The following is a 23,494-nucleotide window of genomic DNA, read 5'->3' as shown; positions in this document are numbered from 1 at the left end:
CGGTCAGCGGCCCAGCGGGAGAACCCAGATCGGGTTCGAGTAGAACCAGAGGTCCTTCCACGGGTCGGCGTCGCCGAGGACGTCCATCGCCGGTCCGGCCGGGTCGACCGCCGCGCCGTTGATGCCGACCGCCGAGCGGTTCCCGTCGGTTCCGCGCACGCGGATGTAGAACGGGTTGATCACGTCCGGGAACGTGTACGTGAGGGTGACGACGCCGGTCGACCCGGAGACGTCGAACTGCTTCACGACCTTCGTACGCGGCGTGGCGAACACGTCCTTGTCGGCCACCGGGCCGGTGACGTCGCCGGCGATCAGGTCGACGCGGGCCAGCTTGGGCAGGAACTGCGCCCAGTTGGGGCCGGCGGCCGGCTTGACCTTGACGGTGACCGTGACGTCGCGGCCCTTGCGGACGGCGTACGTGCCGCCGAGGGTCGCGGAGCCGACGCGGACGTCCAGGCCGTCGAGCAGGCCGCCGTGGTCGACCCAGACCCTGCCCGCGCGCAGCCCGTCCATGACGGCGGCGTACGAGCGGCTGGTCGCGCCGACGTGCGTCTTCGAGTAGTAGCCCGGCCAGAAGTCGCCGTTGGTCAGGATCGTGGGGCCGGCGTACACCGGGTCGTTGTAGCGACCCTGGGCGTTGAAGTCGCCGCCGCCGTTGATCGAGGTGTCGCCGTAGATCGTGTGCGAGTCCGAGTTGGCGGTGATCCACCACGGCTTGCCCTCGGCCAGGAGGCTGTCCCACAGGCCGCCGACGGTGGCGGTCATCCAGTCGAAGCCGCCCCAGGTCCGGTAGCTCTCCAGCGGGTAGGCGGCGAACGACGAGGACGACGGCGAGTTGTCGTAGAAGCCGCGGCCGGAGCCCGCCCCCTTGCCCGCCGGGATGCCCGCGGCCTGGTGGCCGGGGGCGCCCTCGAAGCCGAGCGCGATCTCCGGCTGGGCGTCGCGCCAGTTGCGGATCTCGTGCGGCGAGTCCAGACCCTTGCGGGCCGGGTGGTTGGCGAAGAACACGGCGTCCTGTACGCGCCGGGCCTTCACCGCGTCGGCCAGGAAGTTCAGGCCGGCGATGGCGACCGCCTCGTTGGCGGCGGTCTGGCCGGTGGTGCTGGTGACCACGCCGTCGAAGGCGTTCTCGAACTCCTTGAGGACCGCGACCTCGTTCTTGCCGGGGTGGACGAAGACCGTGCCGTGCTCGGCGGCCGGGATGTTCCACTCCAGGCCCTGGAAGACCAGGGTGTCCTTGACCGCCTTGCGGGCGGCCACGATGTCGGGGTTGACGATGTCGACACCGATCTTGGCGTGCGCGACGCTGCCGTGGTCGGTGATGACCATCCAGTCCAGGCCGTAGATGTTCGCGTGCCGCACGTGGTCGATCACGCGGTACTGGCCGTCGCTGCTGTGCTGGGTGTGGATGTGGTGGTCGCCGGCGAGCCAGGCGAGGTCGCCGTTGTGGCCCTCGTGGGCGTTGAACTCGGCCGCGCTCTCGTCGGAGTCGCGCCCGTCGTGCGCGAACGCCGGGGTGCCGAGCAGGCCGCCGACGGCCGCACCCGCCCCGAGCAGGCCCGCGCCCCGCAGGAAGGTACGCCGGCTGGTGTCCGAGGAGGACAGTTCGCCGTCCGGGATGCTGAGGTCGAGCGCGGCCGGCAGGTCCCCGCCCGAGATCAAGTGGTCGTGATCGTGATGGTGGTGAGGGTGTCCATGTCCCATGAACAGGCAATCTCTCCAACCGGGCGCAACGGGAAGTGACTACTACGCAAAGCGGTGACGAACACTTCACCGGAAACACCTGTCGTTCATCGGCAGTTTGCTTGCGTGCCGGACCCACCATGGTGCGCAATATGAACCCCCACCCCGGAAGGCCACCCTCGTGTCGATCTCGCCCGGCCTCATCGCCCTCGTCGTCGTGGGCGTCCTCGTCGTTCTCCTGCTCGTCTGGTTCACGGCGACGTTCAACAAGCTCGTCCGCCAGCGCAACCAGGTCCGTGCCGCCTGGGCGCAGACCGACGTGCAGCTGAAGCGGCGCTACGACCTCATCCCCAACCTCGTCGAGACCGTCAAGGGGTACGCGCGGCACGAAGCGTCCACTCTGGAGGCCGTGACCGCGGCGCGTACGAACGCGATCGCGGCTCAGTCCCGGGACGTGGCCGGGCGCGCGGAAGCGGAGAACACGCTGACCGCGTCGCTCGGCCGGCTGATCGCGCTGGGGGAGGCGTACCCGGATCTGAAGGCGAACCAGAACTTCGCGCAGTTGCAGCGGGAGCTGGCCGCCACCGAGGACAAGGTGGCCTACGCGCGGCAGTTCTACAACAGCGCCGTGCAGACGATCAACAACACCGTCCAGACGCTGCCGAGCAACTTCGTCGCCGGGGTGACCGGGTTCAAGGCCGAGCAGTACTTCGAGGCGGCCGGCGGCGAGCGGGGCCCCGTCCAGGTCCGGTTCTAGTGATCAACCGGCATCTGCTCGACGCGGGGATCGCGGCCTCGGCGTTCTTCGCCTGGTACCTCATGTACGGGGTGGCCCGCGCGGTCACCCGGCCCACCGCGCCCCGGGCCGCTCCGGCGACCCAGGATCTGGGCGAGGAGCCGCCCGCGGTGGTGAGCCTGCTCGTCAACCGCTGGGAGCTGACCGAGGACGCCGCCGAGTCGACCCTCGTCGACCTGGCCGCCCGCGGCTACCTGGAGTTCCGCCAGCCCGCCGACGACCCGATGCACACCACGATCCACCTGCGTGCGGACGCCCCGTCCGAGTCCTTGCTGCCGTTCGAGCAGCAGGTGCTGGACCGCGTACGCGCGCTGGCGGTCGGCGGGGTGGTCCCGGTGACCGCTCTGACGTTCCGGGACGCGGGCGAGGCCGCCACGTGGAACCGCCGGCTGCGGGTCGCGGTCGTCGCCGAGGCCCGCAAGCGGGGCCTGTCCCGCAAGCGGTTCGGCCCGGCCGTGGTGTCGCTGCTGTCGTTCGCGGGATTCGGCGTGGCCGCCAGCGTCTTCTGGGCGATCGTCCACTACCTCGTGCTGCATCCGGACAACAGCGGTGAACACAGCACCGCCGGATCGATCATGGGTGCGGCCCTGCCGTGCCTGGGTGTGTGGGCCACGCTGTCCACCGTCGCCGGTCGCTATCCCGGTGAGAAGGGCACCCCGCTCGGGCGGGAGGTCGCGGCGCGCTGGCTCGGCGTACGGGCCTGGTTGAAGGGGGACGACGGGTTCGCCGCGCTGCCGCCGGCCGCGGTCGCCGTCTGGGACCGCTACCTCTCCTACGGCACCGCCCTCGGCACCACCCGGATCACCAGCGCCGTCCTGGATCTGGGCCTCGGCAATCGCAGGCTGGTCTGGTCCTCCTTCGGCGGCGACTGGCACCGGGTCAAGATCCGCTACCCGCGCTTCTGGCCGCGCTACGGCCAGCGCGGCTGGCGGATCACCAAGCGCGGCGTCGTCCTGCTCGCGCTCGGCGTCGTCTTCATCCGGTACGCGACGAAGCCCCGTTCCGTCCTCACCGAACCCCTGCACCTGAAGCCGGCCGCGCTGAAGTGGTTCGACCTCGGCGAGCACGTTCTCGTGGCGTTCGGCTGGTTCCTGGTCGTGCTCTGCGCGTACAAGTTGATCAGGAACTTCATTGACCTGCTCACGCCGCGGGAGCTGACCGGTCAGCTCCTGTGGGTCGAGGACTGGCCCAAGACGACCTTGGGCAGCGCCGTGACCGACCGGTCCTACCTGGCGCTGGACCACGGCCAGGACCGGACGACGGCGTTCGCGCGACCGAACGGTCTGGCCGGCCGCCCCGGCGACACGGTCCGGATCAAGGTACGCCGCTGGACCCGCCGCGTGATCGAGCTGACCGTGGTGGAACGGGGCGTCTCGGGCGACACGGGCAGCGGGCCGTCCACCTTCGAGGAACTCGACAAGCCGGCGGTCGTGCCCGCCCAGCGGACGCCGATCCTCGAACCGCTGACCACCGCGGACGTGGCGGCCTTCCTCGGCACCGACGTACGCGCGACCGCCCTGCCCCAGTTCGGCTCGTTCGGCTCGGTGACCTACGACGGTCCGGACGGCAAGACGCTGATGCTGTTGCAGCACGCGGGCGGGGGAGCGTTCATGCGGACGGCCTGGCGCGCGAACCAGCGCGGCAACCCCGTCCCGGGCCTGGACGCCTTCATGAAGGGTCCCCGGGCCGCGCTGAAGGTCGGCGACATGATCGTGATCGTGACGCTGATGGGCCGGGCGACCGGCCAGGCGCACGCGCTGCCGCAACTGCTCGCGACGGCGGCGACCAGGCTCAGCGGCGCGTCCCCGGGTTCGGCCCCGGGCTCGTCCGGTCCGTTCCCTGCTTCGCCCGGTTCGCTGCCGAGCTCGGGCGGTTCGTCCGGTTCGTGAGGACGAAGGCGCTGGGGTGCGCGCCGCCGGAGGCCAGCACGACCTCCTTGACCGGCCGCAACCCCGGCACCCGGTGCGCCCATGTACGCAGCAGCCGCTTGTCCTCCGTGAGCAGGACCGCCCGCGCCTTCGGGGCGAGGATCCGGTCCAGCTCGCGGAGGAACGCGGGGTAGAGCTGCTCGTTGCCCCGGTGCGAGCCGACCCGCTTGCCGAAGGGCAGATTGGCCACCACGCGGTCGATCGAGCCGTCCGCGAACGGCAGGCGCGCCGCGTCCGCCTGGAACAGCGCGTACCGGCCGTTCTTGCGGGCCGCGGCCAACGCCCGCCGGTCCCGGTCGCCACCCAGGACGGCACCGGCCTCGGTCATCGCGCGTACGTAGACGAGATTGGTTCCCGCGCCGCAGAAGGGATCCAGCACGGTCTGGCCGGGCTCGACCTTGAGCAGCCGGGTCAGCACCGCAGCGAGCACCGGCGTGGTCGAGGCGGGCAGCCGTTCCAGCCGGCCGAACCGGCGGGTCGTGTGCAGCGCGCCGATCTCGGCGACCAGCTCGTCGCCGCGCCGCTCGACGTTGACCTCCCAGTCCCGGGGGTCGTTGCGCCAGCCGCGCCCGTCTTCGAGCTCCTTGATCAGCTCGAAGCGCTCCGGCCCGATGTCGCCGACGCGGAAGGTGGTCTCGCCCAGGACGGCCAGGATCTCGCTGTCCGGCCGCAGGGGGACCGCCGCGCTGGAGAAGTACCGGTCCTCGGCCAGCTCGGCCAAGGGGCCGGCCCACGAGATCCGGACGGCGTCCGGGTGGCGCTTGACGATCGTCACACCCCGTCGCCGGCTGAGCGAGTCGGCGAGGTAGTCGACCGCCCCGGGCAGCGTACGCAGAACGAGCTCGTCCGCCACGGGTACGCCGAACCACGCCGGCTGTTGCGCGTCCGGCTGTTGCGCGTCCGGCAGTGTCGTGCCCGTCATGATCCCGCTTGGATCACGGTTACCACCCGAATCATGGGCCAAGATTACGTGGATATGCCTGATCTCACCGGGATCACAGCCGCGTACGCGGAGACCACGGCCGGCGTACGCGGACACGCCGAAAGGCCGCCCGCGATGGCGGACGGCCTTTCGGGAAGCCTTCGCAGCGCGGCTGAACTAGCCGCGCACGACCTTGCCGGCCTTGATGCACGAGGTGCACGCGTTGACCTTACGGGTGTTGCCGCCACCGGCCGGGGTGCGCACCGTCTGGATGTTGGGGTTCCAACGACGGTTGGTCCGCCGGTGCGAGTGGGACACGTTGTGGCCGAAGCCCGGCCCCTTGCCACAGACGTCGCACACGCTTGCCACGGGATACTCCTGGATAAGTCTGGTCGTCCGGGCCAGCCGGAAGATGTCTCGATCGCCCTGGCCCAGGTCGTGGCCTCGGCCGGATGATGTCACGACCCGCCTCTCAGCGGGCAACCTGGCCAGGGTACCTGACCACACGGGGCGGAGGCCAATCGGACTCCGTATCACGCGTAGGAGCAGCTTAGCCGGACGCGCGTACCGGCACGTCGTGCTGGTGTCGGACGTCACGACTACCCTGGACGGCGTGCTGGAGGTACTGGACGCGGCGGCGGTGCGGCGCTTCGCGGAGCGCGCGGTGGCGGCCCTGGGCCGACACCGGGAGGAGATCGACCAGCTCAACGTCTATCCGGTGCCGGATGGAGACACGGGCACCAACATGCATCTGACGCTGGTCGCGGCCCGCGACGAGCTGGCGGCGCACCCGCCGGGCGCACTGGGCGACGCCGTCGGGCAGCTGGCCCGGGGCGCGCTGATGGGCGCCCGCGGCAACTCGGGCGTGATCCTCGCCCAGATCCTGCGCGGCCTCGCCGACCTGATCGGGGACGGCTCGCCGGGCGGAGTGGCGGCCGGCCTCGCCGAGGGGGCGAAGGCCGCCCGGGCGGCGGTCGCCCACCCGGTCGAGGGCACGATCCTGAGCGTCGCCGACGCCGCCGCCCTGGCGGCCCGGGACGCCGCGCTGGCGGCCCGCCCGCTGGCCGAGGTCGTGGTGGCCGCCCTGGACCAGGCCGTCGCCGCCCTCGCGCTCACCCCCGAGCAGCTGCCCGTGCTCGCGACCGCCGGCGTGGTCGACGCGGGCGGCCGCGGCCTGGTCGTGGTCCTCGGCGCGCTGTGCGGCGAGGTCACGGGCGAGGAGTTCGACCTGCCCGAGGTGACTCCCGGGGAGGAGCTGGCCGCCACGCCGGCCCCGGTGACCAGCGCGTACGGCTATGAGGTCCAGTACCTGCTCGACGCCGAGGAGGCCGCCGTCGAGCGGCTGCGCACCACCCTCGACGGGCTCGGCGAGTCGCTGGTCGTCGTCGGCGGCCCCGCCACCTGGCGGGTGCACGTCCACGTCGCCGACGTCGGCGCCGCCATCGAGGCGGGCGTCCACGCCGGCCGGCCCTACCAGATCGGCGTCACCGACCTGACGCAGCAGGTGGCGGGGCGTACGTGCCTCGATCCCGACGCGCGCGGCGTGGTCGTGGTCTGCGCCGGCGACGGGCTCGACGAGATCTTCCAGGCCGAGGGCGCCGTCACCGTCGGCGCCAACCCGTCCACCGCCGAGCTCCTGGCCGCCGTCCGCCGGGCCGCGGCCGGCCGCGTCGTGATCCTGCCCAACGACTCCAACACCCACGCGGTCGCCACGGCCGCCGCGGGGGAGGCGTACCACGAGGGGATCAAGGTCCGGGTCGTGCCGACGCGCTCCTCGGTCCAGGCCATGGCCGCCCTCGCCGTACGCGACGCGGCCCGCCGCTTCGAGGACGACGTGATCGCGATGGCGGAGGCCGCCGGCAAATGCCGGTACGCGGAGGTCACCATCGCCGGCCGCCACGCGCTCACGGTCGCCGGGGAGTGCCGTCCGGGCGACGCGATCGCGCTCGTCGAGGGCGAGGTGCACCTGATCGGCCAGGATCTGCGCGCCCTGTGCCGGGACCTCGTCGACCGCCTTCTCGGCGGGGGCGGCGAGCTGGTGACCCTGGTCCTCGGGGCGGACGCGCCGGACGGCCTGGCCGGCGAGCTGACCGCGCATCTGGCCGCCGCCTGGCCCTTCGCCGACGTGCAGTGCTTCGACGGCGGCCAGCCGCACTACCCGCTGATCGTGGGGGTCGAATGACGACGACGGCACCGGGCCTGGACACGCCCCTGGAGAAGCTGGTCGGGGCGAAGACGGCCAAGGCCCTGTCCCTACACCTGGATCTGGAGACCGCCGGGGACCTGCTGCACCACTTCCCCCGGCGCTACGACCAGCGCGGCGAGCACACCGCCATCCGGTCGTTGTCGATCGGCGAGGAGGTGACGATCCTCGGCCAGATCCTGTCCACCTCCGTACGCCGCATGCGCGACCGCCGGGGCAACATCCTCGAGGTCATGGTCGGCGACGACGACGGCGGCCGGATCAAGCTGACGTTCTTCAACCAGGGCTGGCGCGAGCGCGATCTCAAGCCCGGGCAGTGGGGCCTGTTCGCGGGCAAGGTCGGCGAGTTCCGCCATGAACGCCAGCTGGCCCACCCGGAGTACGTGCTGCTCGGCGCGGGCGGCCCGGAGCGCGCGGGCGGCTTCGACGACGCGGGCGGCTCCGAAGGCGTGTCCGAGATCGGGCTGATCCCCGCACCTGACGCCGCCGCCGAGGTCGAGGAGTTCGCCGGTGCCCTGATCCCGATCTACCCGGCCGCCAAGGCCCTGCCGACCTGGGTCATCGCCCGGTGCGTCCGCGTCGTGCTCGACACCGTCGCGATCACCGAGGATCCGATGCCGTCCCCGATCCGGGCCGAGCGCCACCTGATGGATCTGGCGACCGCCCTGCGGGAGATCCACCGGCCCTCTTCGCTTGAGGCCCGCAACTCCGCCCGCAAGCGGCTGGCCTGGGACGAGGCGTTCGCCGTGCAGCTGACCCTGGCCCAGCGCCGGATGCGGGCCGCGCAGTCGCCCGCCAAGCCGCGTCCCCAGCGTCCCGGCGGCGTACGCGAGAAGTTCGACGCGCAGCTGCCGTTCACGCTGACGGCCGGGCAGATCGAGGTCGGCGAGGAGCTGGCGGCCGACCTGGCCGGCGCCCATCCGATGCACCGGCTGCTGCAGGGCGAGGTCGGCGCGGGCAAGACGATGGTGGCCCTGCGGGCGATGCTGCAGGTGGTCGACGCGGGCGGCCAGGCCGTCCTGCTGGCGCCGACCGAGGTCCTGGCCGCACAGCACCACCGCTCGATGCTGAAGATGCTCGGACCGCTAGGCCGGGCCGGCGAGCTGGACGGCGACCCCGACGGCACGGCGGTGGCCCTGCTCACGGGCTCCCTGCCGGCGGCGGAGAAACGCCGGGCGCTGGCCGAGATCGCGGCCGGCCGCGCCGGTCTCGTCATCGGTACGCACGCCCTGCTCTACGACGGCATCGACTTCGCCGATCTCGGTCTCGTCGTCGTCGACGAGCAGCACCGGTTCGGCGTCGAGCAGCGCGACGCCCTGCGGGCCAAGGCCGACCAGCCGCCGCACCTGCTCGTCATGACCGCGACGCCGATTCCGCGTACGGTCGCGATGACGGTCTTCGGCGATCTCGAAGTGTCCACACTGGCGCAGTTGCCGGGCGGCCGGTCGCCGATCGCCTCGCACGTCGTCCCGGCCGCCGAGAAGCCCGCCTTCCTCGACCGGGCCTGGCGGCGGATGGTCGAGGAGATCGGCAAGGGGCACCAGGCGTACATCGTGTGCCCGCGGATCGGCGACACCGCCGCCGAGGAGGACGCCCCGCCCGCCGAGGACGACGGGGACCGCCGCCCGCCGCTGGCCGTCACCGAGGTCGCCCCGCTGCTCGCCGAGGGGCCGCTCAAGGGGTTGCGGATCGGCGTACTGCACGGCCGGCTGCCGGCCGACGAGAAGGACGCCGTCATGCGCCGCTTCGCCGCCGCCGACCTGGACGTCCTCATCGCCACCACGGTCATCGAGGTCGGCGTCGACGTACCCAACGCGACCATGATGGTCATCCTCGACGCCGACCGGTTCGGCGTCTCGCAGCTCCACCAGCTGCGCGGCCGCGTCGGCCGGGGCTCGGCGCCGGGGCTGTGCCTGCTCGTCACCGAGGCGATCGAGGCCAGCCCGGCCCGCGAACGCCTCGACGCGGTGGCGTCCACAACGGACGGTTTCCGGCTGGCCGAGATCGACCTGGAGCAGCGCCGCGAGGGCGACGTCCTGGGCTCGGCCCAGTCCGGCCGCCGGTCGCACCTCAAGCTGCTGTCCCTCCTGCGCGACGGCGACATGATCAACGAGGCGCGGGCAGCCGCCGAACGGCTGCTGGTGGACGATCCCGAACTGTCGGGAGAGCCGCTGCTCGCGGCGGCCATCGCGAACCTGGTCACCGACGCCCGCGCCGAATACCTCGACAAAGGGTAAGTTCAAGATCATTTTATGAGTATTTTGTCCCGGTTTCGTCGATCTCACCTCCGCTCCTCCCGCGGGAGACCGTTCCGCCCCTATCGCTGCGCTCCGGGGACTGCACTGCCAGGTGGGTGGGGCGACGCATCATCCACCGTCGCCCGGTCACCGTTTACCCCTTCACCCCGGCCTTTGTCGCGACTGTCCGATATGGCGGCTGAGTGGGTCGGCTGGTCGGTGATCGTTTGCGGCTGGGATGTAGTTTCCGTGCCCATCCTCTCGATCCATTGCGGCTGAGATGTAGGCAGAGGCCGTTTTCCTACATCCGGACCGCTGTGGATCGAGGGGATGGGGTGCGTTTTGACGTCTCGGCCGCTGTGGATCACGTCCACACTGTCCCGCGGTCGACCGTTGCCCGTGATGCGGGAACGATCTTCCGCCAGATGGACGCGGCGGGCTGATTTCTTGATCGTTTACGGCTGGGGTGTAAATCCGGCCCGATTTGCATGATCGATTACGTGTCAGGTGTAGCAGAACCTGGTCAGCGCGTTCCAGAACCGTAAATGATCATGCGCCGAGTGGCCGTTTCGACACCGCAGCCGTAAACGATCATCCCACCGACCCCGGCCTGGTGCCCATATCGGACAGTCGGGACAAAGTCCGGTGGGGGCTGGGGTGAGACGGGGACCGGGCGACGGTGGATGATGCTTCGCCTCAGAAAGCTGGCAGTGGAGGCCCCGGAGCGCAGCGATAGGGGCGGAACGGTCTCCCGCGGGAGGAGCGGAGGTGAGATCGACGAACCCGGGACATGATCTTGAAATTGAACGGCGATCCCGCGAGCGAGCCGGGATCGCCGTTCAAGTTCAAGAGGTTCGATGGAGGATGGATCAGGATTCGGTGAGGCGGCGACGGCGGGTGAAGACGAACAGTGCCGCACCCGCTGCGAGCAGGAGCGCGCCCGCGCCGGCGAAGGCACCTACCTGCACGCCGGTCACCGGCAGGCCGGGGCTGCCGCTGTGGCTGGGCGACGGGACGTGGCTGGCCGGGGTGGACGGCTGCGGGGAAGGTGACTCGCAGTCGGCCGGGCGGTTGTAGACCACGGTGACCGTCTTGCGGAAGTCGGTGAACGTGACCGTCGCCTCGGTCTCGGTGCTGGCGGCGAAGGTGACGGTCTCGGACTTGCCGGGTGCGACCGAGAAGTTCTTGGTCTGTGCCCCGTACGCGATCGCGACGTCCGTCGTGAGGTTGCCCTCCGGGTTGGACACCGTGATCTTCAGGGAGTCGCAGGTGGACTCGGCCTGAACGGTGGGGGCGCTGCAGTGGCCGGGCTGCCACATGCCCTGCGCCACGACCTTGTTGTCCATGGTGACCGTGATGGTGCCCGCCTTGTCGGCCGGGACGAGGACGTCCGCCGACTTGCCGGGGGAGACCGTCACGGTCTGCTTGAACGAGGAGTCGGCGCCGGCGGTCACCACGAACGGTGCGTCGTAGTGGGCCTCAAGCGCGTTGGACAGGTGGACGGTGACCTCGCCGCTACAGGCCGAGACCATCGTCGCGGCGGGCGCGGCGCAGGTCGTCGTGCCGCCGTTGTACCAGGCGGCCGGGCCCTTCGAGCGGCTGCCGGGGGCGCCGCCCGAGCCGAGCTTCCGGTTGTCGTAGCGCGGGCCGTTGGCGACCATCGGGTTGATGAGGTCCTTGCCCCACACCAGGTCGACCTGCGTGTAGCAGCCGGTCAGGTTCACCTTCAGGGCCACCGAGGAGTGCGTGTGGTCGATGGTCCCGACCTGGTGGTCGAAGGCGTACTGGGGCCAGGTGGCCTTGGCGGAGGGCGCGTAGTACGAGACCAGCAGGAAGTCCTGCGAGTCGCCGTCGCACAGCGGCAGGTCGCCCGCCACCGCGACGGTCGCCGTGCCGGCGGGGCCGTCGAAGGTGTGCGTGTAGTGGGCGTTAGCCGCCGAGACGCAGGCGCCCGGGTTCGTGCAGGTGCCCTGGATGTGGCGGACGTATCCGGTGAACTCGTGCGAGTTCTGGCCGCCGAAGTGCTCCGCGTGGTGGTTGCCCTGGGCGTCGGCCCAGCTGACCGTGATCTTCAGCGCTGCCGAGGTGGCGTCGCCGGGCAGCGTGGCGGTGGCCGTGAGCGTACCGCTGTGGCCGCCGCTCTTCTTCGGGATGACCGCGCCCGCGAGCGGGACGGCCGGGTCGCCGGTCACGACGGCGGTGGCGGAACCGGCGTCCACCGACTCGATCGTCGCGTCGGTGTCGCCGGAGTTGGCCAGCGTCCAGGTGACCGTCCGCTTGCTCGCGTCGGCCGCGCACGAGGTGGCGCCCGAGATGGAGATGGACTTGTCGCCGCCGCCACCGCCCTGCAGCGGTCCGGCGGCCTGGGCCGGCGCGCCGGCGAGTGTGGTGGTGGCGATCAGGGCGACGGCCGCGCCCGCCGCCAGGGTCAGAGCGCGCAATGAAGCGCGGCGAATGGGGATGAGGGTGGTCATGCGCTCTCCGGGGGGTAAGGCACTGCATATACACAGGTGCCGGAGAAACCGGACAATGAACGCGGCTCACCTTACCCATATCGGCTTGCGCCGTCACGCCCTACTTTGTGACATCGCGTAGGTTCAGAGCGTGACCAGAATCGTCGCCGGAGTCTTCGGGGGCAGGCGTCTCGCCGCCCCTGCCGGACAGCTCACCCGGCCCACCTCCGATCGCGTACGCGAGGCCCTGTTCTCGTCGCTCGCCAGCGCGTACGGGGGGCACCTGCGGAAGCTCCGCGTCCTCGACCTGTACGCCGGATCAGGTGCCCTGGGCCTCGAAGCGCTCTCCCGCGGCGCCGAGTACGCGGTGTTCGTCGAGTCGGATCCCAAGGCGGCCCGCGTCATCAAGGAGAACATCGCGACGCTGGGGGTCGCGGGGCAGGCCGAGATCCTGCGGGCCCGGGCGGCGACCGTGGTGAGCCAGCCGCCCGCGGGGGGTCCGTTCGACATCGTCCTCGCCGACCCGCCCTACTCCGTGCCGGAGGACGAGCTGGCCGCGGTCCTCGGCGGACTCGCGGCCCAGGGCTGGTACGCGCCCGACGCCACGGTGATCGTCGAGCGGTCCCGCCGGGCCCCCGAACCGCCCTGGGTGCGACCGGTCACCGGCGAACGGGAGCGCCGCTACGGCGAGACGACCCTTTGGTACGGTCGCGCTGCTTCGGGCGGCGCCGACGGGGTGTCGGAGCAGCCTGGTGAGCCGGCCGGCGACCAGCAGGCCGAACAGCGGACAGAGGGAATGGCGCAATGAGGCGTGCGGTCTGTCCCGGATCCTTCGATCCGGTCACCAACGGTCACCTGGACATCATCGTGCGCTCGGCGCGGCTGTTCGACGAGGTGATCGTCGGCGTGCTGATCAATTCCGCGAAGGAAGGCCTGTTCACCGTCGAGGAGCGGATCAGCATGCTCCGCGAGGCGACCACCGGTGTGGACAATGTACGCATCGAGTCGTTCCACGGCCTGCTGGTCGACTTCTGCCGGGCGCAGGGCGCGCAGGTGCTGGTGAAGGGCCTGCGGGCGGTCAGCGACTTCGACTACGAGCTGCAGATGGCGCAGATGAACGTCGGACTGTCCGGCGTGGAGACACTTTTCATGCCGACCAATCCGCTCTACTCGTTCATCGCCTCCAGCCTCGTGAAGCAGGTGGCCCGCCTCGGCGGCGACGTGTCGCAGTACGTGCCGAAGGTCGTCGAAGAGCGGCTCGAAGCCAAGCTCCGCAGCCGATAGCGGCGTACGCCCTGCTCATGGCCCCGGCCCGGGATCCCTATCACAGGGACCTGGCAAAGGTGGCCCGTCCGATCGTGCGACACGCGGCGGGACGTCCGGTCGGCCCATCGGTGGCGCGAACGACGCATGATGGATCAGCTACGACCGCAACACAGCGACAGCAACAAGCGAGGAGTTCCGGTGGATCCGCTCGACCGCATCGACGAGATCATCGCCATGGTGGAGGGCGCACGCAACGTGCCCATGTCGCGGAACTGCATGCTGGACCGGGGCGAGATGATCGGCGTACTCGACGAGCTGCGGGCCGAGCTGCCCGGGGAACTGCGCCGGGCCGGCGCGCTGCTGGACGAGCGCGACAAGATCCTGGAGTCCGGCCAGCGTGAGGCGGATCGCATCATCGCCGACGGTGAGCGGGAACACGCCCGGCTCGTCTCGATGAACGAGATCACGGTCTCGGCCGAGCACGAGGCCAACCGGATCGTCGGGGAGGCCCGCTCGGAGGCCCAGCGCCTGCGCGAGGAAGTCGACGACTACGTAGACACCGCGCTGGCGAACTTCGAGCAGTTCCTCACCCGGGCGCTGGCGTCGATCGAGCGCGGTCGCGACAAGATGCACGCGCTGCGCGAGATCGGATCCTTCGTCCCCGGCGAGGACGAACGTCCGCTTCCGACCTTCTGACCGGGGGCGCGGGCAGGGGACCGGTTGGACGCGGGTGCCCGTGTCCAGGTAACCTTCTACGTCGGCCGCACTGGGTCGGAGTCTAACTATGCGTGATCATCAGCCGAAGCACCTGGATGTCCGGGCGCCGCTCGTCCTCGATACGAGGGACCTGCCGCGCCGCCCGGGGGTTCAGCGCGCCCTCAGCCGGGTGGTCCCCGCACCGAAGGACCTCGGCGTGGAGATGATCGGCGTGCCCGAGGGCTCCGATCTCCACCTCGATCTGAGGATGGAGTCGGTCTCCGAAGGCGTACTCGTCTCCGGCACCGTCAGCGGTGACCTGGAAGGCGAGTGCGGCCGGTGCCTGCGCCCGATCGAGGACGAGCTGACCGTGCGGATCCAGGAGCTCTACGCGTACCCGGATTCGGCCACGGAGGAGACGACCGACGAGGACGAAGTCGGCCGGCTCCAGGACGACCTGCTCGACCTGGAACCCGCGCTACGGGACGCGGTGGTGCTCGCACTGCCGGTCAACCCGCTCTGCCGGGAGGACTGCCCGGGACTGTGTCCCGACTGCGGGACGCCCTGGGACGAACTGCCCGAGGGTCACTCCCACGAGCAGACCGACCCGCGCTGGGCCGCCCTGCAGGGCTTGATCAACAAAACTGAGACCGTCAGCACTGAGGAGTAAGTACCGTGGCCGTCCCGAAGCGGAAGATGTCGCGCAGCAACACCCGTTCGCGCCGGGCGCAGTGGAAGGTGTCCGCTGTCGCGACCGTCGCGTGCCCGCAGTGCAAGTCGCCGAAGCTCCCGCACGGCGCGTGCACCGTCTGCGGCACCTACAACGGCCGTCAGGTCATCGCGGTCTAACGGCTCGCGGTGACGCCTGAGGTCACCCGGGAAGACTTGGACGGCGCCGGCCGGTCTGCCTCCGTGCAGCCGACCGGCGCCGTGTCGTCGAGGCTTCGGAAGATCGCCGTTGACCTCCTCGGCGGGGACCATGCTCCCGCCGTCGTGGTGGACGGCGCTCTTTCCGCCCTCACCGTCGATCCCGAGGTTCGACTGCTCCTGGTCGGCCCGCCCGAGGCGGCCGGCGATGCTCTGCGCCACCTGCCCGGCGACCTGCGCGACCGGGTCGAGGTCCGCGCGGCGCGTACCGGGGTGGCGATGGGGGATCCGCCGAACAGGGCGGCCTCCGCGGCCACGAGCATCCGCATCGCCGCCCGCGCGCACGCGTCCGGTGAGGTCGACGCGGTCGTATCGGCCGGCTCCTCCGGGGCCACCGTCACGGCGGCCGCCCTCGAACTCGGTCGGCACGCCGGCGTACGCGCACCGGCGCTGGCCGCGTGGCTGCCGACCATCCGGCACGACCGGCGCTGCCTCCTGCTCGACGTCGGCGGATCGATCGAGTCCAGTGTGGCGACACTGCTGTCGCACGCCGCGCTCGGCGTCGCGTACCGCGATTCCTGGCGGACCCGGAGCCATCCACAGTCGACGGTCGGGCTGCTGTCCATCGGGCGGGAACCCGGCAAGGGCGACCGCGTACGCCGGGCCGCCGAGAAGGCTCTCGCCGAGTCGGACCTTGCGTTCACCGGTCTGGTCGAAGGACACGATGTGCTGCTCGGCGACCGGGCCGAGATCGTGGTGACCGACGGCTTCACCGGTAATGTGCTGCTCAAAGGCATCGAGGGTGCCCTGCGCATGACGGGCGCCGCGGTCGCCGCCCCGGCCCGGGCGGCCGCACTACTGGGCGTACGCGGAAATGTGGTCGTGTGCCATGGCGCCGCGACCGCCGATGACCTGGCCTCGGGCGTGGCTCTCGCGGCACGCCTCGCGAGGCGGGAGACGGAGGAACATCCGTGAAGAAGCAGCGACCACCGCTGGCGGACCTGGAGCGTGCGTGCGGGATCGACCTGGACCCGCAGCTGCTGGAGCTCGCCCTGACCCATCGTTCGTACGCGTACGAGAACGGCGGCCTGCCCACCAACGAGCGCCTGGAGTTCCTGGGCGACGCCGTGCTGGGCCTGGTCGTCACCGACGCGCTGTACCGCGACCACCCCGACCTGGCCGAAGGGCGCCTGGCGAAGCTGCGGGCGAGTGTGGTCAACTCGCGGGCCCTGGCCAGCGTCGCGCGGACGCTCGGCCCGCACGGGCTCGGCGCCCACCTGCTGCTCGGCAAGGGCGAGGAGGGCACGGGCGGCCGGGACAAGGACTCGATCCTGGCCGACGCCCTCGAAGCGGTGCTCGGCGCGATCTACATCCAGTACGGGATCGAGGCCGTCACCGGGGTCATCCTCAAGCTCTTCGACACCCTCATGAGCGAGTCGGCCCGGCGCGGCGTCGGCCTCGACTGGAAGACGAGCCTGCAGGAGCTGACGGCGCTGCACGGCTGGGGTGTCCCCGACTACGAGATCGCCGAGGAGGGTCCGGACCACGCCAAGTCGTTCACGGCCTGGGCCCTCGTGAGCGGTGAGCGGTTCGGCGGGTCGCGGGGGCGTACCAAGAAGGAAGCGGAACAAAGATCCGCCGAGGAGGCGTTCCTCATCCTGTCCAACCGGGCGGCCGACGAGGTCCATCCGGAAGCCAGCTGAGAGGTGGGCCATGCCTGAACTGCCCGAGGTCGAGACGGTACGCGCGGGCGTGGAACGGCACGTCGCCGGGCGTACGGTGGCGGCGGTCGAGGTGCTGCACCCGCGGGCGGTCCGGCGGCACGTGGCCGGGGCCGCCGACTTCTCGGCCGGGCTGGCGGGCGCCAAGATCCTCGGTGCCCGCCGCCGGGGCAAGTACCTCTGGCTGCCGCTGGACACCGGGGACGCGGTCGTCGGCCACCTCGGCATGTCCGGCCAGCTGCTCATCCAGCCCATCGGTACGCCCGACGGCCCCCACCTGCGTATCCGCTTCGGTTTCGAGGACGGCGGGTCGGAGCTGCGGTTCGTGGACCAGCGTACGTTCGGCGGGCTCGCGATCTCGCGGGGCGGCGCGGAGCTGCCCGAGGAGATCGCCCACATCGCCCTCGACCCGTTCGACGAGTCCTACCGGCAGAGCCTCGTCGCGGCGGCCATGATCAGGAAGCGTACCGAGGTCAAGCGGGCGCTGCTGGACCAGACGCTGATCAGCGGTGTCGGCAACATCTACGCCGACGAGGCGCTCTGGCGGGCCCGGCTGCACTGGGCGCGTCCCACCGAGAAGCTCACCCCGGCCAAGGCTGCCGAGCTGCTCGGCCATTGCCAGGACGTCATGCGCGAGGCTCTCGTTCAGGGCGGCACCAGCTTCGACGCCCTCTACGTCGACGTCAACGGCGACGCCGGGTACTTCGACCGGTCGCTCAACGCGTACGGACGGGAAGGCGAGCCCTGCCCGCGCTGCGGCACCGCCATCCGGCGCGAGGCGTTCATGAACCGCAGCTCGTTCACCTGCCCGCGCTGCCAGCCCCGACCACGACGAGCCGCTTGACCCGGCACTCGTCGCCCGCACCCCAGCACATCGGCGTACGCCCGGCCTGCCGCTCGTGTTCGACCAGGCCGGGATCGGCGCCGTGCGGTTCGAAGTAGACGCGGTCGTGCGCGCCGGGCGGCGTACCCTCGTGCGCGACGATGATCAGCACCGCCGCGGCGGTGATCCAGGGCAGCTTGTGCCGGAGGCTCACCGGCGCTAGACCGACACGAGCGTGGGCACGAGGCAGCCGGCCGTCGTGGCGACCCCCCAGGCGGCGCCCCGCCCGCGCATGAGATCGAGGCAGGCGTCGGTCCGGTCGGCCGGGACCCCGTGGATCACATGACCGTCACCAGGGCGTACGCCGTCGGGCGTACCTTCCTGGTAGTCGATCCAGTCACCCTCGAATGTGCACACCGTGGCGCCGAGTCCCCGGTAGAGACTGTCGGTCGGGCGGCCCGGGTTGATCAGTACCGTGTCGAAACCGAGGCGGCGGGCGGCGCGTACGGCCATGGCCACCGGTCCGATCGAGAACGGGCTGGTCGGCACCTGGTCGAAGAACACCCCGCCGACGGCCTGGGCGGACCAGTCCGCCAGTTCGGCGCGGACGACCTCGACGGGCCGGGACCCGAATCCGAGATCGATATAACCCAGCGGTACGCCCGCGGCGACCGGCCCGGCAACAGGGTGCGCATAGATCGTCAGCAGTCTGGCCACATCGGGCTCAACGAGCCGTCACGGGTTGGCGCGACTGTCGCCCACCCGACACCAACCTTGACGAACCCGGCTGTTACCGACCTTACCCGTGAAACCGGTACGGATCAGATGAAGCCGAAATCCTGCGTCCAGTACGGCGTGTTCTTGGAGTTGTACGCCAGTCCCACCCCGACCGCCTTGTAGGAGCAGTTGAGGATGTTCTTGCGGTGCCCTTCGCTGTTCATCCAGCCGTCGACCACCGCCTGCGCGTCCGCGTACCCGTAGGCGATGTTCTCCGCCGAGGCGCCGCCGTGCGGGTAGCCGGCCGCCTCGATGCGCTGGACGAAGGTGCCGCCGTCCGGCGAGGTGTGGCTGAAGAAGTTCTCCTTGGCCATGCGGGTGCTGTACGCGCGCGCCGCCTTCTGCAGCCGGGCGTCGTTGCGCAGCTTGCCGCAGCCGGCCTTGCCCCGCTCGACGTTGATCAGGTCGATGACCTTGTTCTCGGCGAGGGTGGTCTTGTCCGGGGCGGCCGGGGCCTTGCTGGCGGCGGTGGAGGGCGCCTTGCTGGGGGCCTTGCTCGCGGCGGCGCTCCCCGAGACGGCCGGGACCGCGGAGCCGGCGGGCGCGGGGGTGGCGCCGGACGCGAGCGGAGCGGCGCTCCCGGCGCTCGCCGACGCCTCCGGTACGCCGGCCGCGGCCTCGTCCAGCGGGCCGGTCTTCGGTGCGAAGGTCGCGAAGAGTGCGTAGATCGTCACGACCAGACAGGCCGCCAGGGCCAGCGCCATCGGAAGGCGCAACCCGGATCGGGCACGGTGGTGTCGCCTGGTCGAGGAGGGCACCCGGAGAAGTTATCCGGACATCGAGGATGGGGCAACCCAGAGGCCGTGCCGGATATCACCTGGTCGACAGTGGTACACACCACGGACGTGCGGTTGGTCCGCGTGGCTTGACTCCGACTGCCTATCAGCGGACTATGGAATGCGACGCCAATCGCGCCCAAACCCGTGTCCACCCACATGCGCCGTGGGCCGGAAGCCGCGAGACAAACGGGCGCGTGTCTACCGGCATACCGGTGGCGCAGAACAAGGAGATGAAATGGCGAAGGCCCTCTTTGGCCACGTCACGATGGCGCCGGACCGGCGTCTTCTCGACGAGGTCACGAAGTTGCGTGCCCGGGTGAGCTCGTTGGAGCTGGAGAACGCCAGCCTACGGGTGGAGAACGATCGGCTCGCGGCCGCCGCGGCCGAGGGGAGCGACGAGTTCTTCCGGCTGGCCGAACCGGTTATGGCCTGACTGTAGAGCCTCGGGACCGACGAAAAGTACCCTGATAGCGCGCCTGCCACCCGCGTGGCGGCGCGCTGTTGCATGTCCACCCCTCTTGTCACCCGCCGCCCCCGCCACCCCCTCACTTCCAAGATCCGGTTTGGATCACGGTTTCGCACGTAATCTTGGGCCAAGATTCGGGTGATTTCCCTGATCCAAACGTGATCTATCGGGCGGCCCAGCGTGATCTATCGGGCGTATGCCAAAGAGCCTGGCCAGGGCGTGTGTAGAACCGGACACGCGGGGGTAGACGCGTCGCCGACGACTACCGAACCGAGGCGGTACGCTGCCAGACGGCACCTACCCAGCAAGGACCTACGGACACCCCTGAGCACCCCCGGAGAAGCGTGCACCTCAAGAGCCTGACCGCGAAGGGATTCAAATCCTTCGCGTCGACGACGACCCTGAAGCTGGAGCCCGGGATCACCTGCGTGGTCGGCCCGAACGGCTCCGGCAAGTCCAACGTGGTCGACGCCATCTCGTGGGTGCTCGGTGAGCAGGGCGCCAAGGCGCTGCGCGGCGGGAAGATGGAAGACGTCATCTTCGCCGGTACGGCCGGCCGGGCCCCGCTGGGACGGGCCGAGGTCACCCTGACGATCGACAACACCGACGGCGCGCTGCCGATCGAGTACACGGAAGTGTCGATCACCCGGCGGATGTTCCGGTCGGGCGAGAGCGAGTACGAGATCAACGGCGACCGCTGCCGGTTGATCGACATCCAGGAACTGCTCTCCGACTCCGGTATCGGCCGCGAGATGCACGTGATCGTCGGGCAGGGCCAGCTCGACGCGGTCCTGCACGCCAAGCCCGAGGACCGCCGCCACTTCATCGAGGAGGCGGCCGGCGTACTGAAGCACCGCAAGCGCAAAGAGAAGGCGCTGCGCAAGCTCGACGCGATGGCGGCCAACCTCAACCGGATCAACGACCTGACCACCGAGCTGCGCCGCCAGCTGAAGCCGCTGGGCCGGCAGGCCGAGGTCGCGCGCCGGGCGGCCGGGATCCAGTCCGATCTGCGCGACGCCCGCCTGCGGCTGCTCGCCGACGACCTGCACACGCTGCGTACGACGCTGGAACGGGAGATCGCCGACGAGGCCGCCCTGCGCGACCGCCGCAAGACGATCGAGTTCGAGTACGGCGGCATCGGCCGGCAGCTGCAGACCCTCGAAGCGGCGCACGCCGCCGACGCGCCCGCCCTGCAGGAGGCCCAGGACACCTGGTACCAGTTCTCCACATTGCAGGAACGGTTCCGTTCGACGGCCCAGCTGGCCGCCGAGCGCCTGCGGCACCTGAGCGCGCCCGCCGAGGAGGAACGCCCCGGCCGGGACCCGGAGATGCTGGCCGAGGAGGCCGAACGCGTACGCGACGAGGAGATCGCCCTCCGCGAGGCGCTGGAGATCGACAAGGACCGCCTGTCCGAGGCCGTCTCCGCCCGGCAGGCGCTCGAGCACGAACTGGCCGCCGCCGAGCGGGCCCTCGTCGCGGCCGTGAAGGCGATCGCCGACCGCCGTGAAGGGCTGGCCAAACTGGCCGGGCAGGTCGCGAGCGCGCGTACGCGGGCCACGACCTCGGCCGAGGAGATCGCCCGCCTCGCCGGCGCGTACGCCGATGCCGCCGACCGGGCGAGCCGCGCCCAGGCCGAACTGGACGAGGGCAACGCCGAATCCACCGAGGCCGACCGGGACAACGCGGCGCTGGACGAGGCGCTCGACGCCGCCACGCGTACGCTGAATGAAGCGAACGACCTGCTCAAGTCGCATTCGGACGCCGAGCGGGCCACGGAGAAGGACGTCACGAGCTGGCGGGCGCGGGCCGAGGCGCTGTCGCTCGGGTTGAAGCGCAAGGACGGCGCGGGCGCGCTGCTGGCCAAGGCGTCGGAGGTGCCGGGCCTCCTGGGCAGCGTGGCCTCGCTGCTGACGGTGGAGCCGGGCGCGCAGGTCGCGCTGGCCGCGGCGCTGGGCGGGCTGGCCGACGCGGTCGTGGTCGCCGGGGTCGACGAGGCCGCCGAGGCCATGCGGATGCTCAAGATCGCCGACGCCGGCCGGGCGTCGATGTTGGTGGCCGGCCGGGGCGCGAACCACCGCCCCGCGATCGACCTGCCGTCCGGCGCGCGCTGGGCGAGCGACCTCGTACGCTGCGGCGACGAACTCCGCGCGGCCGTCGACCGGGCGCTCGCGGACACGGTCGTCGTGGAGAGCCTGAAGACGGCGACCGAGCTGGTGGCGGCCCATCCGCAGCTGCGCGTGGTGACCTACGAGGGCGATCTGCTCGGCGCGTACGCGGCCGCGGGCGGGTCGGCCAAGGCGCCCAGCTACATCGAGACCCAGGCGGCGGTCGACGAGGCCAACGCCCACCGGGCCGCCGGCGAGACCGAGCTGGCCCGGCTGAAGACCGAGATCACCACCGCCCGCGAGTTGGTCGCCGAGCGCAAGCGCGCGGTCGACGCGGCCGCCGCCGCGAAGCGTGCCGCCGAGGGCGAGCGCAACGCCGTCGCCCGCCATCTCGCCGAGCTCGGCGCCGCCGCCCGATCGGCCAAGGCCGAGGCCGAGCGGCTCGCCGTCTCCCGCGACAAGGCCGCCGCCAGCCGTGAGGAGGACCTCGGCCGGCTCGCCGAGCTGGAGGAGCGGCTCGAACTCGCCGAGGACACCCCGCTCGACGAGGACCCCAGCACCGCCGAACGCGACCGGCTCGCCGCGCTCGTGCCCCAGTCCCGCCAGAACGAGATGGAGGTGCGGCTCGCCGTGCGTACCTCCGAGGAGCGGGTGTCGTCCATCTCGGGCCGCGCGGATTCCCTGCTGCGCCAGGCCCAGGCCGAGCGCGCGGCCCGCGAGCGCGCCGCCGCGCGCCGGGCCGCGAGGGAGCGAGGCGCGGGCATCGCGAAGGCCGTCGAGGCTGGCGCCCGGATCGCTCTGGAGCAATTGGGTGTACGCCTGACGGCCTCCGCCGAGCACCGTGACCGGCTCGCCGCCGCCCGGACCGCCCGCGAGGCCGAACTCGCCGAGGTACGCGCGTCCGCGAAGCGCCTCGGCGCCGACCTGGAGCGGCTGACCAGCGAGGTGCACCGGGACGAGGTCGCCCGGGCGGAGCAGCGGCTGCGCATCGAGCAGCTGGAGCTGAAGGCGGCCGAGGAGTACTCGATCGACGTCGACACGCTGCTCGGCGAGTACGGCCCGCACGTGCTGATCCCGCTGGCGGACGACCCCGAGGGCGATCCGATCCCGTTCGACCGGGCGATCCAGGAGAAGCGCGCCGCCAAGGCCGAGCGCGACCTCCAGCTGCTCGGCAAGGTCAACCCGCTGGCGCTGGAGGAGTTCGCGGCGCTGGAGGAGCGCTACAAGTTCCTGTCCGACCAGCTCGAAGACCTCAAGGCGACCCGCAAGGACCTGCTGACCGTCGTCAAGGACGTCGACGACCGGATCCTGCAGGTCTTCTCCGACGCGTTCCACGACACCGCCCGCGAGTTCGAAGAGGTCTTCAAGGTCCTCTTCCCCGGCGGCGAGGGCCGGCTCATCCTGACCGACCCCGACGACATGCTGACCACGGGCGTCGAGGTCGAGGCGCGCCCGCCGGGCAAGAAGATCAAGCGGCTGTCGCTGCTGTCGGGCGGCGAGCGCTCGCTGACCGCGGTCGCGATGCTGTGCGCGATCTTCCGCGCCCGCCCCAGCCCGTTCTACATCATGGACGAGGTGGAGGCGGCGCTCGACGACGTCAACCTCGGCCGCCTCATCACCCTCTTCGAGCAGCTCCGCGAGAAGAGCCAGCTGATCATCATCACGCACCAGAAGCGCACGATGGAGGTCGCCGACGCCCTGTACGGCGTGACCATGCGCCAGGGCGTGACCGAGGTGATCAGCCAGCGGCTGTCCCGCGAGGACGATTGACG

At 71.1% G+C, this 23,494-nt stretch carries 20 protein-coding genes and 1 pseudogene; 14 read left to right on the top strand and 7 right to left on the bottom strand.

The features are described 5' to 3' along the window. Positions 1–3 precede the first annotated feature (3 nt). Positions 4–1,704 carry a PHP domain-containing protein gene (locus G401_RS0119680; RefSeq protein WP_027343862.1) on the bottom strand — a complete coding sequence of 567 codons (1,701 nt, stop codon included), beginning with the start codon at positions 1,702–1,704 and terminating at the stop codon, positions 4–6. A gap of 160 nt (positions 1,705–1,864) precedes the next feature. On the opposite strand from G401_RS0119680, the gene G401_RS0119675 reads away from it, so the two are divergent. Continuing rightward, on the top strand, positions 1,865–2,440 hold the full coding sequence (locus tag G401_RS0119675) for a LemA family protein (protein ID WP_027343861.1): 576 nt from the start codon (positions 1,865–1,867) through the stop codon (positions 2,438–2,440). After that, positions 2,440–4,368 carry a DUF2207 family protein gene (locus G401_RS0119670; protein ID WP_027343860.1) on the top strand — a complete coding sequence of 643 codons (1,929 nt, stop codon included), beginning with the start codon at positions 2,440–2,442 and terminating at the stop codon, positions 4,366–4,368. Before G401_RS0119675 ends, G401_RS0119670 begins: the two co-directional genes overlap by 1 nt. Here G401_RS0119670 and G401_RS52960 read toward each other — a convergent pair. Further along, positions 4,271–5,329: a methyltransferase domain-containing protein gene (locus G401_RS52960; RefSeq protein WP_051366872.1), complete on the bottom strand. Its 1,059-nt coding sequence runs from the start codon at positions 5,327–5,329 to the stop codon at positions 4,271–4,273. The genes G401_RS0119670 and G401_RS52960 overlap by 98 nt on opposite strands. 177 nt (positions 5,330–5,506) lie before the next feature. Further along, positions 5,507–5,698 (bottom strand): 50S ribosomal protein L28, encoded by a 192-nt coding sequence (gene rpmB, locus G401_RS0119660; protein ID WP_027343859.1) that lies wholly within the window; start codon positions 5,696–5,698, stop codon positions 5,507–5,509. A gap of 244 nt (positions 5,699–5,942) precedes the next feature. On the opposite strand from rpmB, the gene G401_RS0119655 reads away from it, so the two are divergent. Then, complete coding sequence (locus G401_RS0119655; RefSeq protein ID WP_027343858.1) at positions 5,943–7,511, top strand: DAK2 domain-containing protein; 1,569 nt, start codon at positions 5,943–5,945, stop codon at positions 7,509–7,511. Next, entirely contained in the window at positions 7,508–9,769 is a 2,262-nt protein-coding gene (gene recG, locus G401_RS0119650; RefSeq protein ID WP_027343857.1) for an ATP-dependent DNA helicase RecG, read from the top strand. Before G401_RS0119655 ends, recG begins: the two co-directional genes overlap by 4 nt. 869 nt (positions 9,770–10,638) lie before the next feature. Here the strand turns inward: recG and G401_RS46905 are convergent. Then, entirely contained in the window at positions 10,639–12,243 is a 1,605-nt protein-coding gene (locus tag G401_RS46905; protein ID WP_157545883.1) for a hypothetical protein, read from the bottom strand. Positions 12,244–12,373: 130 nt separating this feature from the next. On the opposite strand from G401_RS46905, the pseudogene rsmD reads away from it, so the two are divergent. The 8 genes and pseudogenes from rsmD to mutM all read left to right on the top strand — a co-directional run. After that, positions 12,374–12,934, top strand: a pseudogene (gene rsmD, locus G401_RS46900) (16S rRNA (guanine(966)-N(2))-methyltransferase RsmD); the annotation flags it as partial. A 92-nt stretch (positions 12,935–13,026) separates the two neighbouring features. Next, entirely contained in the window at positions 13,027–13,506 is a 480-nt protein-coding gene (gene coaD / locus G401_RS0119635) for a pantetheine-phosphate adenylyltransferase (RefSeq protein ID WP_027343856.1), read from the top strand. A gap of 180 nt (positions 13,507–13,686) precedes the next feature. Further along, complete coding sequence (locus G401_RS0119630) at positions 13,687–14,184, top strand: ATP synthase subunit B family protein (RefSeq protein WP_027343855.1); 498 nt, start codon at positions 13,687–13,689, stop codon at positions 14,182–14,184. Positions 14,185–14,272: 88 nt separating this feature from the next. Continuing rightward, positions 14,273–14,854, top strand: a complete 582-nt coding sequence (locus G401_RS0119625; protein ID WP_027343854.1) for a YceD family protein — start codon at positions 14,273–14,275, stop codon at positions 14,852–14,854. A gap of 5 nt (positions 14,855–14,859) precedes the next feature. Further along, complete coding sequence (rpmF, locus tag G401_RS0119620; protein ID WP_027343853.1) at positions 14,860–15,033, top strand: 50S ribosomal protein L32; 174 nt, start codon at positions 14,860–14,862, stop codon at positions 15,031–15,033. Between the two features lie 63 nt (positions 15,034–15,096). After that, positions 15,097–16,026: a hypothetical protein gene (locus G401_RS46895; RefSeq protein ID WP_051366870.1), complete on the top strand. Its 930-nt coding sequence runs from the start codon at positions 15,097–15,099 to the stop codon at positions 16,024–16,026. Continuing rightward, positions 16,023–16,754 (top strand): ribonuclease III, encoded by a 732-nt coding sequence (gene rnc, locus G401_RS0119610; protein WP_027343852.1) that lies wholly within the window; start codon positions 16,023–16,025, stop codon positions 16,752–16,754. The genes G401_RS46895 and rnc overlap by 4 nt, the downstream gene beginning before the upstream one ends. Before the next feature lie 10 nt (positions 16,755–16,764). Next, positions 16,765–17,616: a bifunctional DNA-formamidopyrimidine glycosylase/DNA-(apurinic or apyrimidinic site) lyase gene (gene mutM / locus G401_RS0119605; protein WP_027343851.1), complete on the top strand. Its 852-nt coding sequence runs from the start codon at positions 16,765–16,767 to the stop codon at positions 17,614–17,616. Here the strand turns inward: mutM and G401_RS0119600 are convergent. The 3 genes from G401_RS0119600 to G401_RS54830 all read right to left on the bottom strand — a co-directional run bounded on the left by G401_RS0119600 (position 17,573) and on the right by G401_RS54830 (position 19,076). Beyond that, the gene (locus G401_RS0119600; RefSeq protein WP_027343850.1) at positions 17,573–17,809 is read right to left on the bottom strand and encodes a hypothetical protein; all 237 of its coding nucleotides are present in this window, start codon (positions 17,807–17,809) and stop codon (positions 17,573–17,575) included. The two genes, mutM and G401_RS0119600, sit on opposite strands and share 44 nt — an antisense overlap. 5 nt (positions 17,810–17,814) lie before the next feature. Beyond that, positions 17,815–18,312 (bottom strand): spherulation-specific family 4 protein, encoded by a 498-nt coding sequence (locus G401_RS52955; protein ID WP_051366869.1) that lies wholly within the window; start codon positions 18,310–18,312, stop codon positions 17,815–17,817. A gap of 104 nt (positions 18,313–18,416) precedes the next feature. After that, the gene (locus tag G401_RS54830) at positions 18,417–19,076 is read right to left on the bottom strand and encodes a CAP domain-containing protein (protein ID WP_084557382.1); all 660 of its coding nucleotides are present in this window, start codon (positions 19,074–19,076) and stop codon (positions 18,417–18,419) included. 310 nt (positions 19,077–19,386) lie between these two features. Between G401_RS54830 and G401_RS0119585 the strand changes: the two genes are divergently transcribed. Beyond that, positions 19,387–19,584: a hypothetical protein gene (locus G401_RS0119585; RefSeq protein ID WP_027343849.1), complete on the top strand. Its 198-nt coding sequence runs from the start codon at positions 19,387–19,389 to the stop codon at positions 19,582–19,584. Between the two features lie 377 nt (positions 19,585–19,961). Then, the gene (gene smc, locus G401_RS0119580) at positions 19,962–23,492 is read left to right on the top strand and encodes a chromosome segregation protein SMC (RefSeq protein WP_027343848.1); all 3,531 of its coding nucleotides are present in this window, start codon (positions 19,962–19,964) and stop codon (positions 23,490–23,492) included. The last annotated feature ends 2 nt before the right edge of the window (positions 23,493–23,494 follow it).

Source organism: Hamadaea tsunoensis DSM 44101, from assembly GCF_000428945.1.
GTDB lineage: Bacteria > Actinomycetota > Actinomycetes > Mycobacteriales > Micromonosporaceae > Hamadaea > Hamadaea tsunoensis.
The sequence above is the reverse complement of the archived record's forward strand: the minus strand, read 5'-3'. Positions and strand labels throughout refer to the sequence as shown.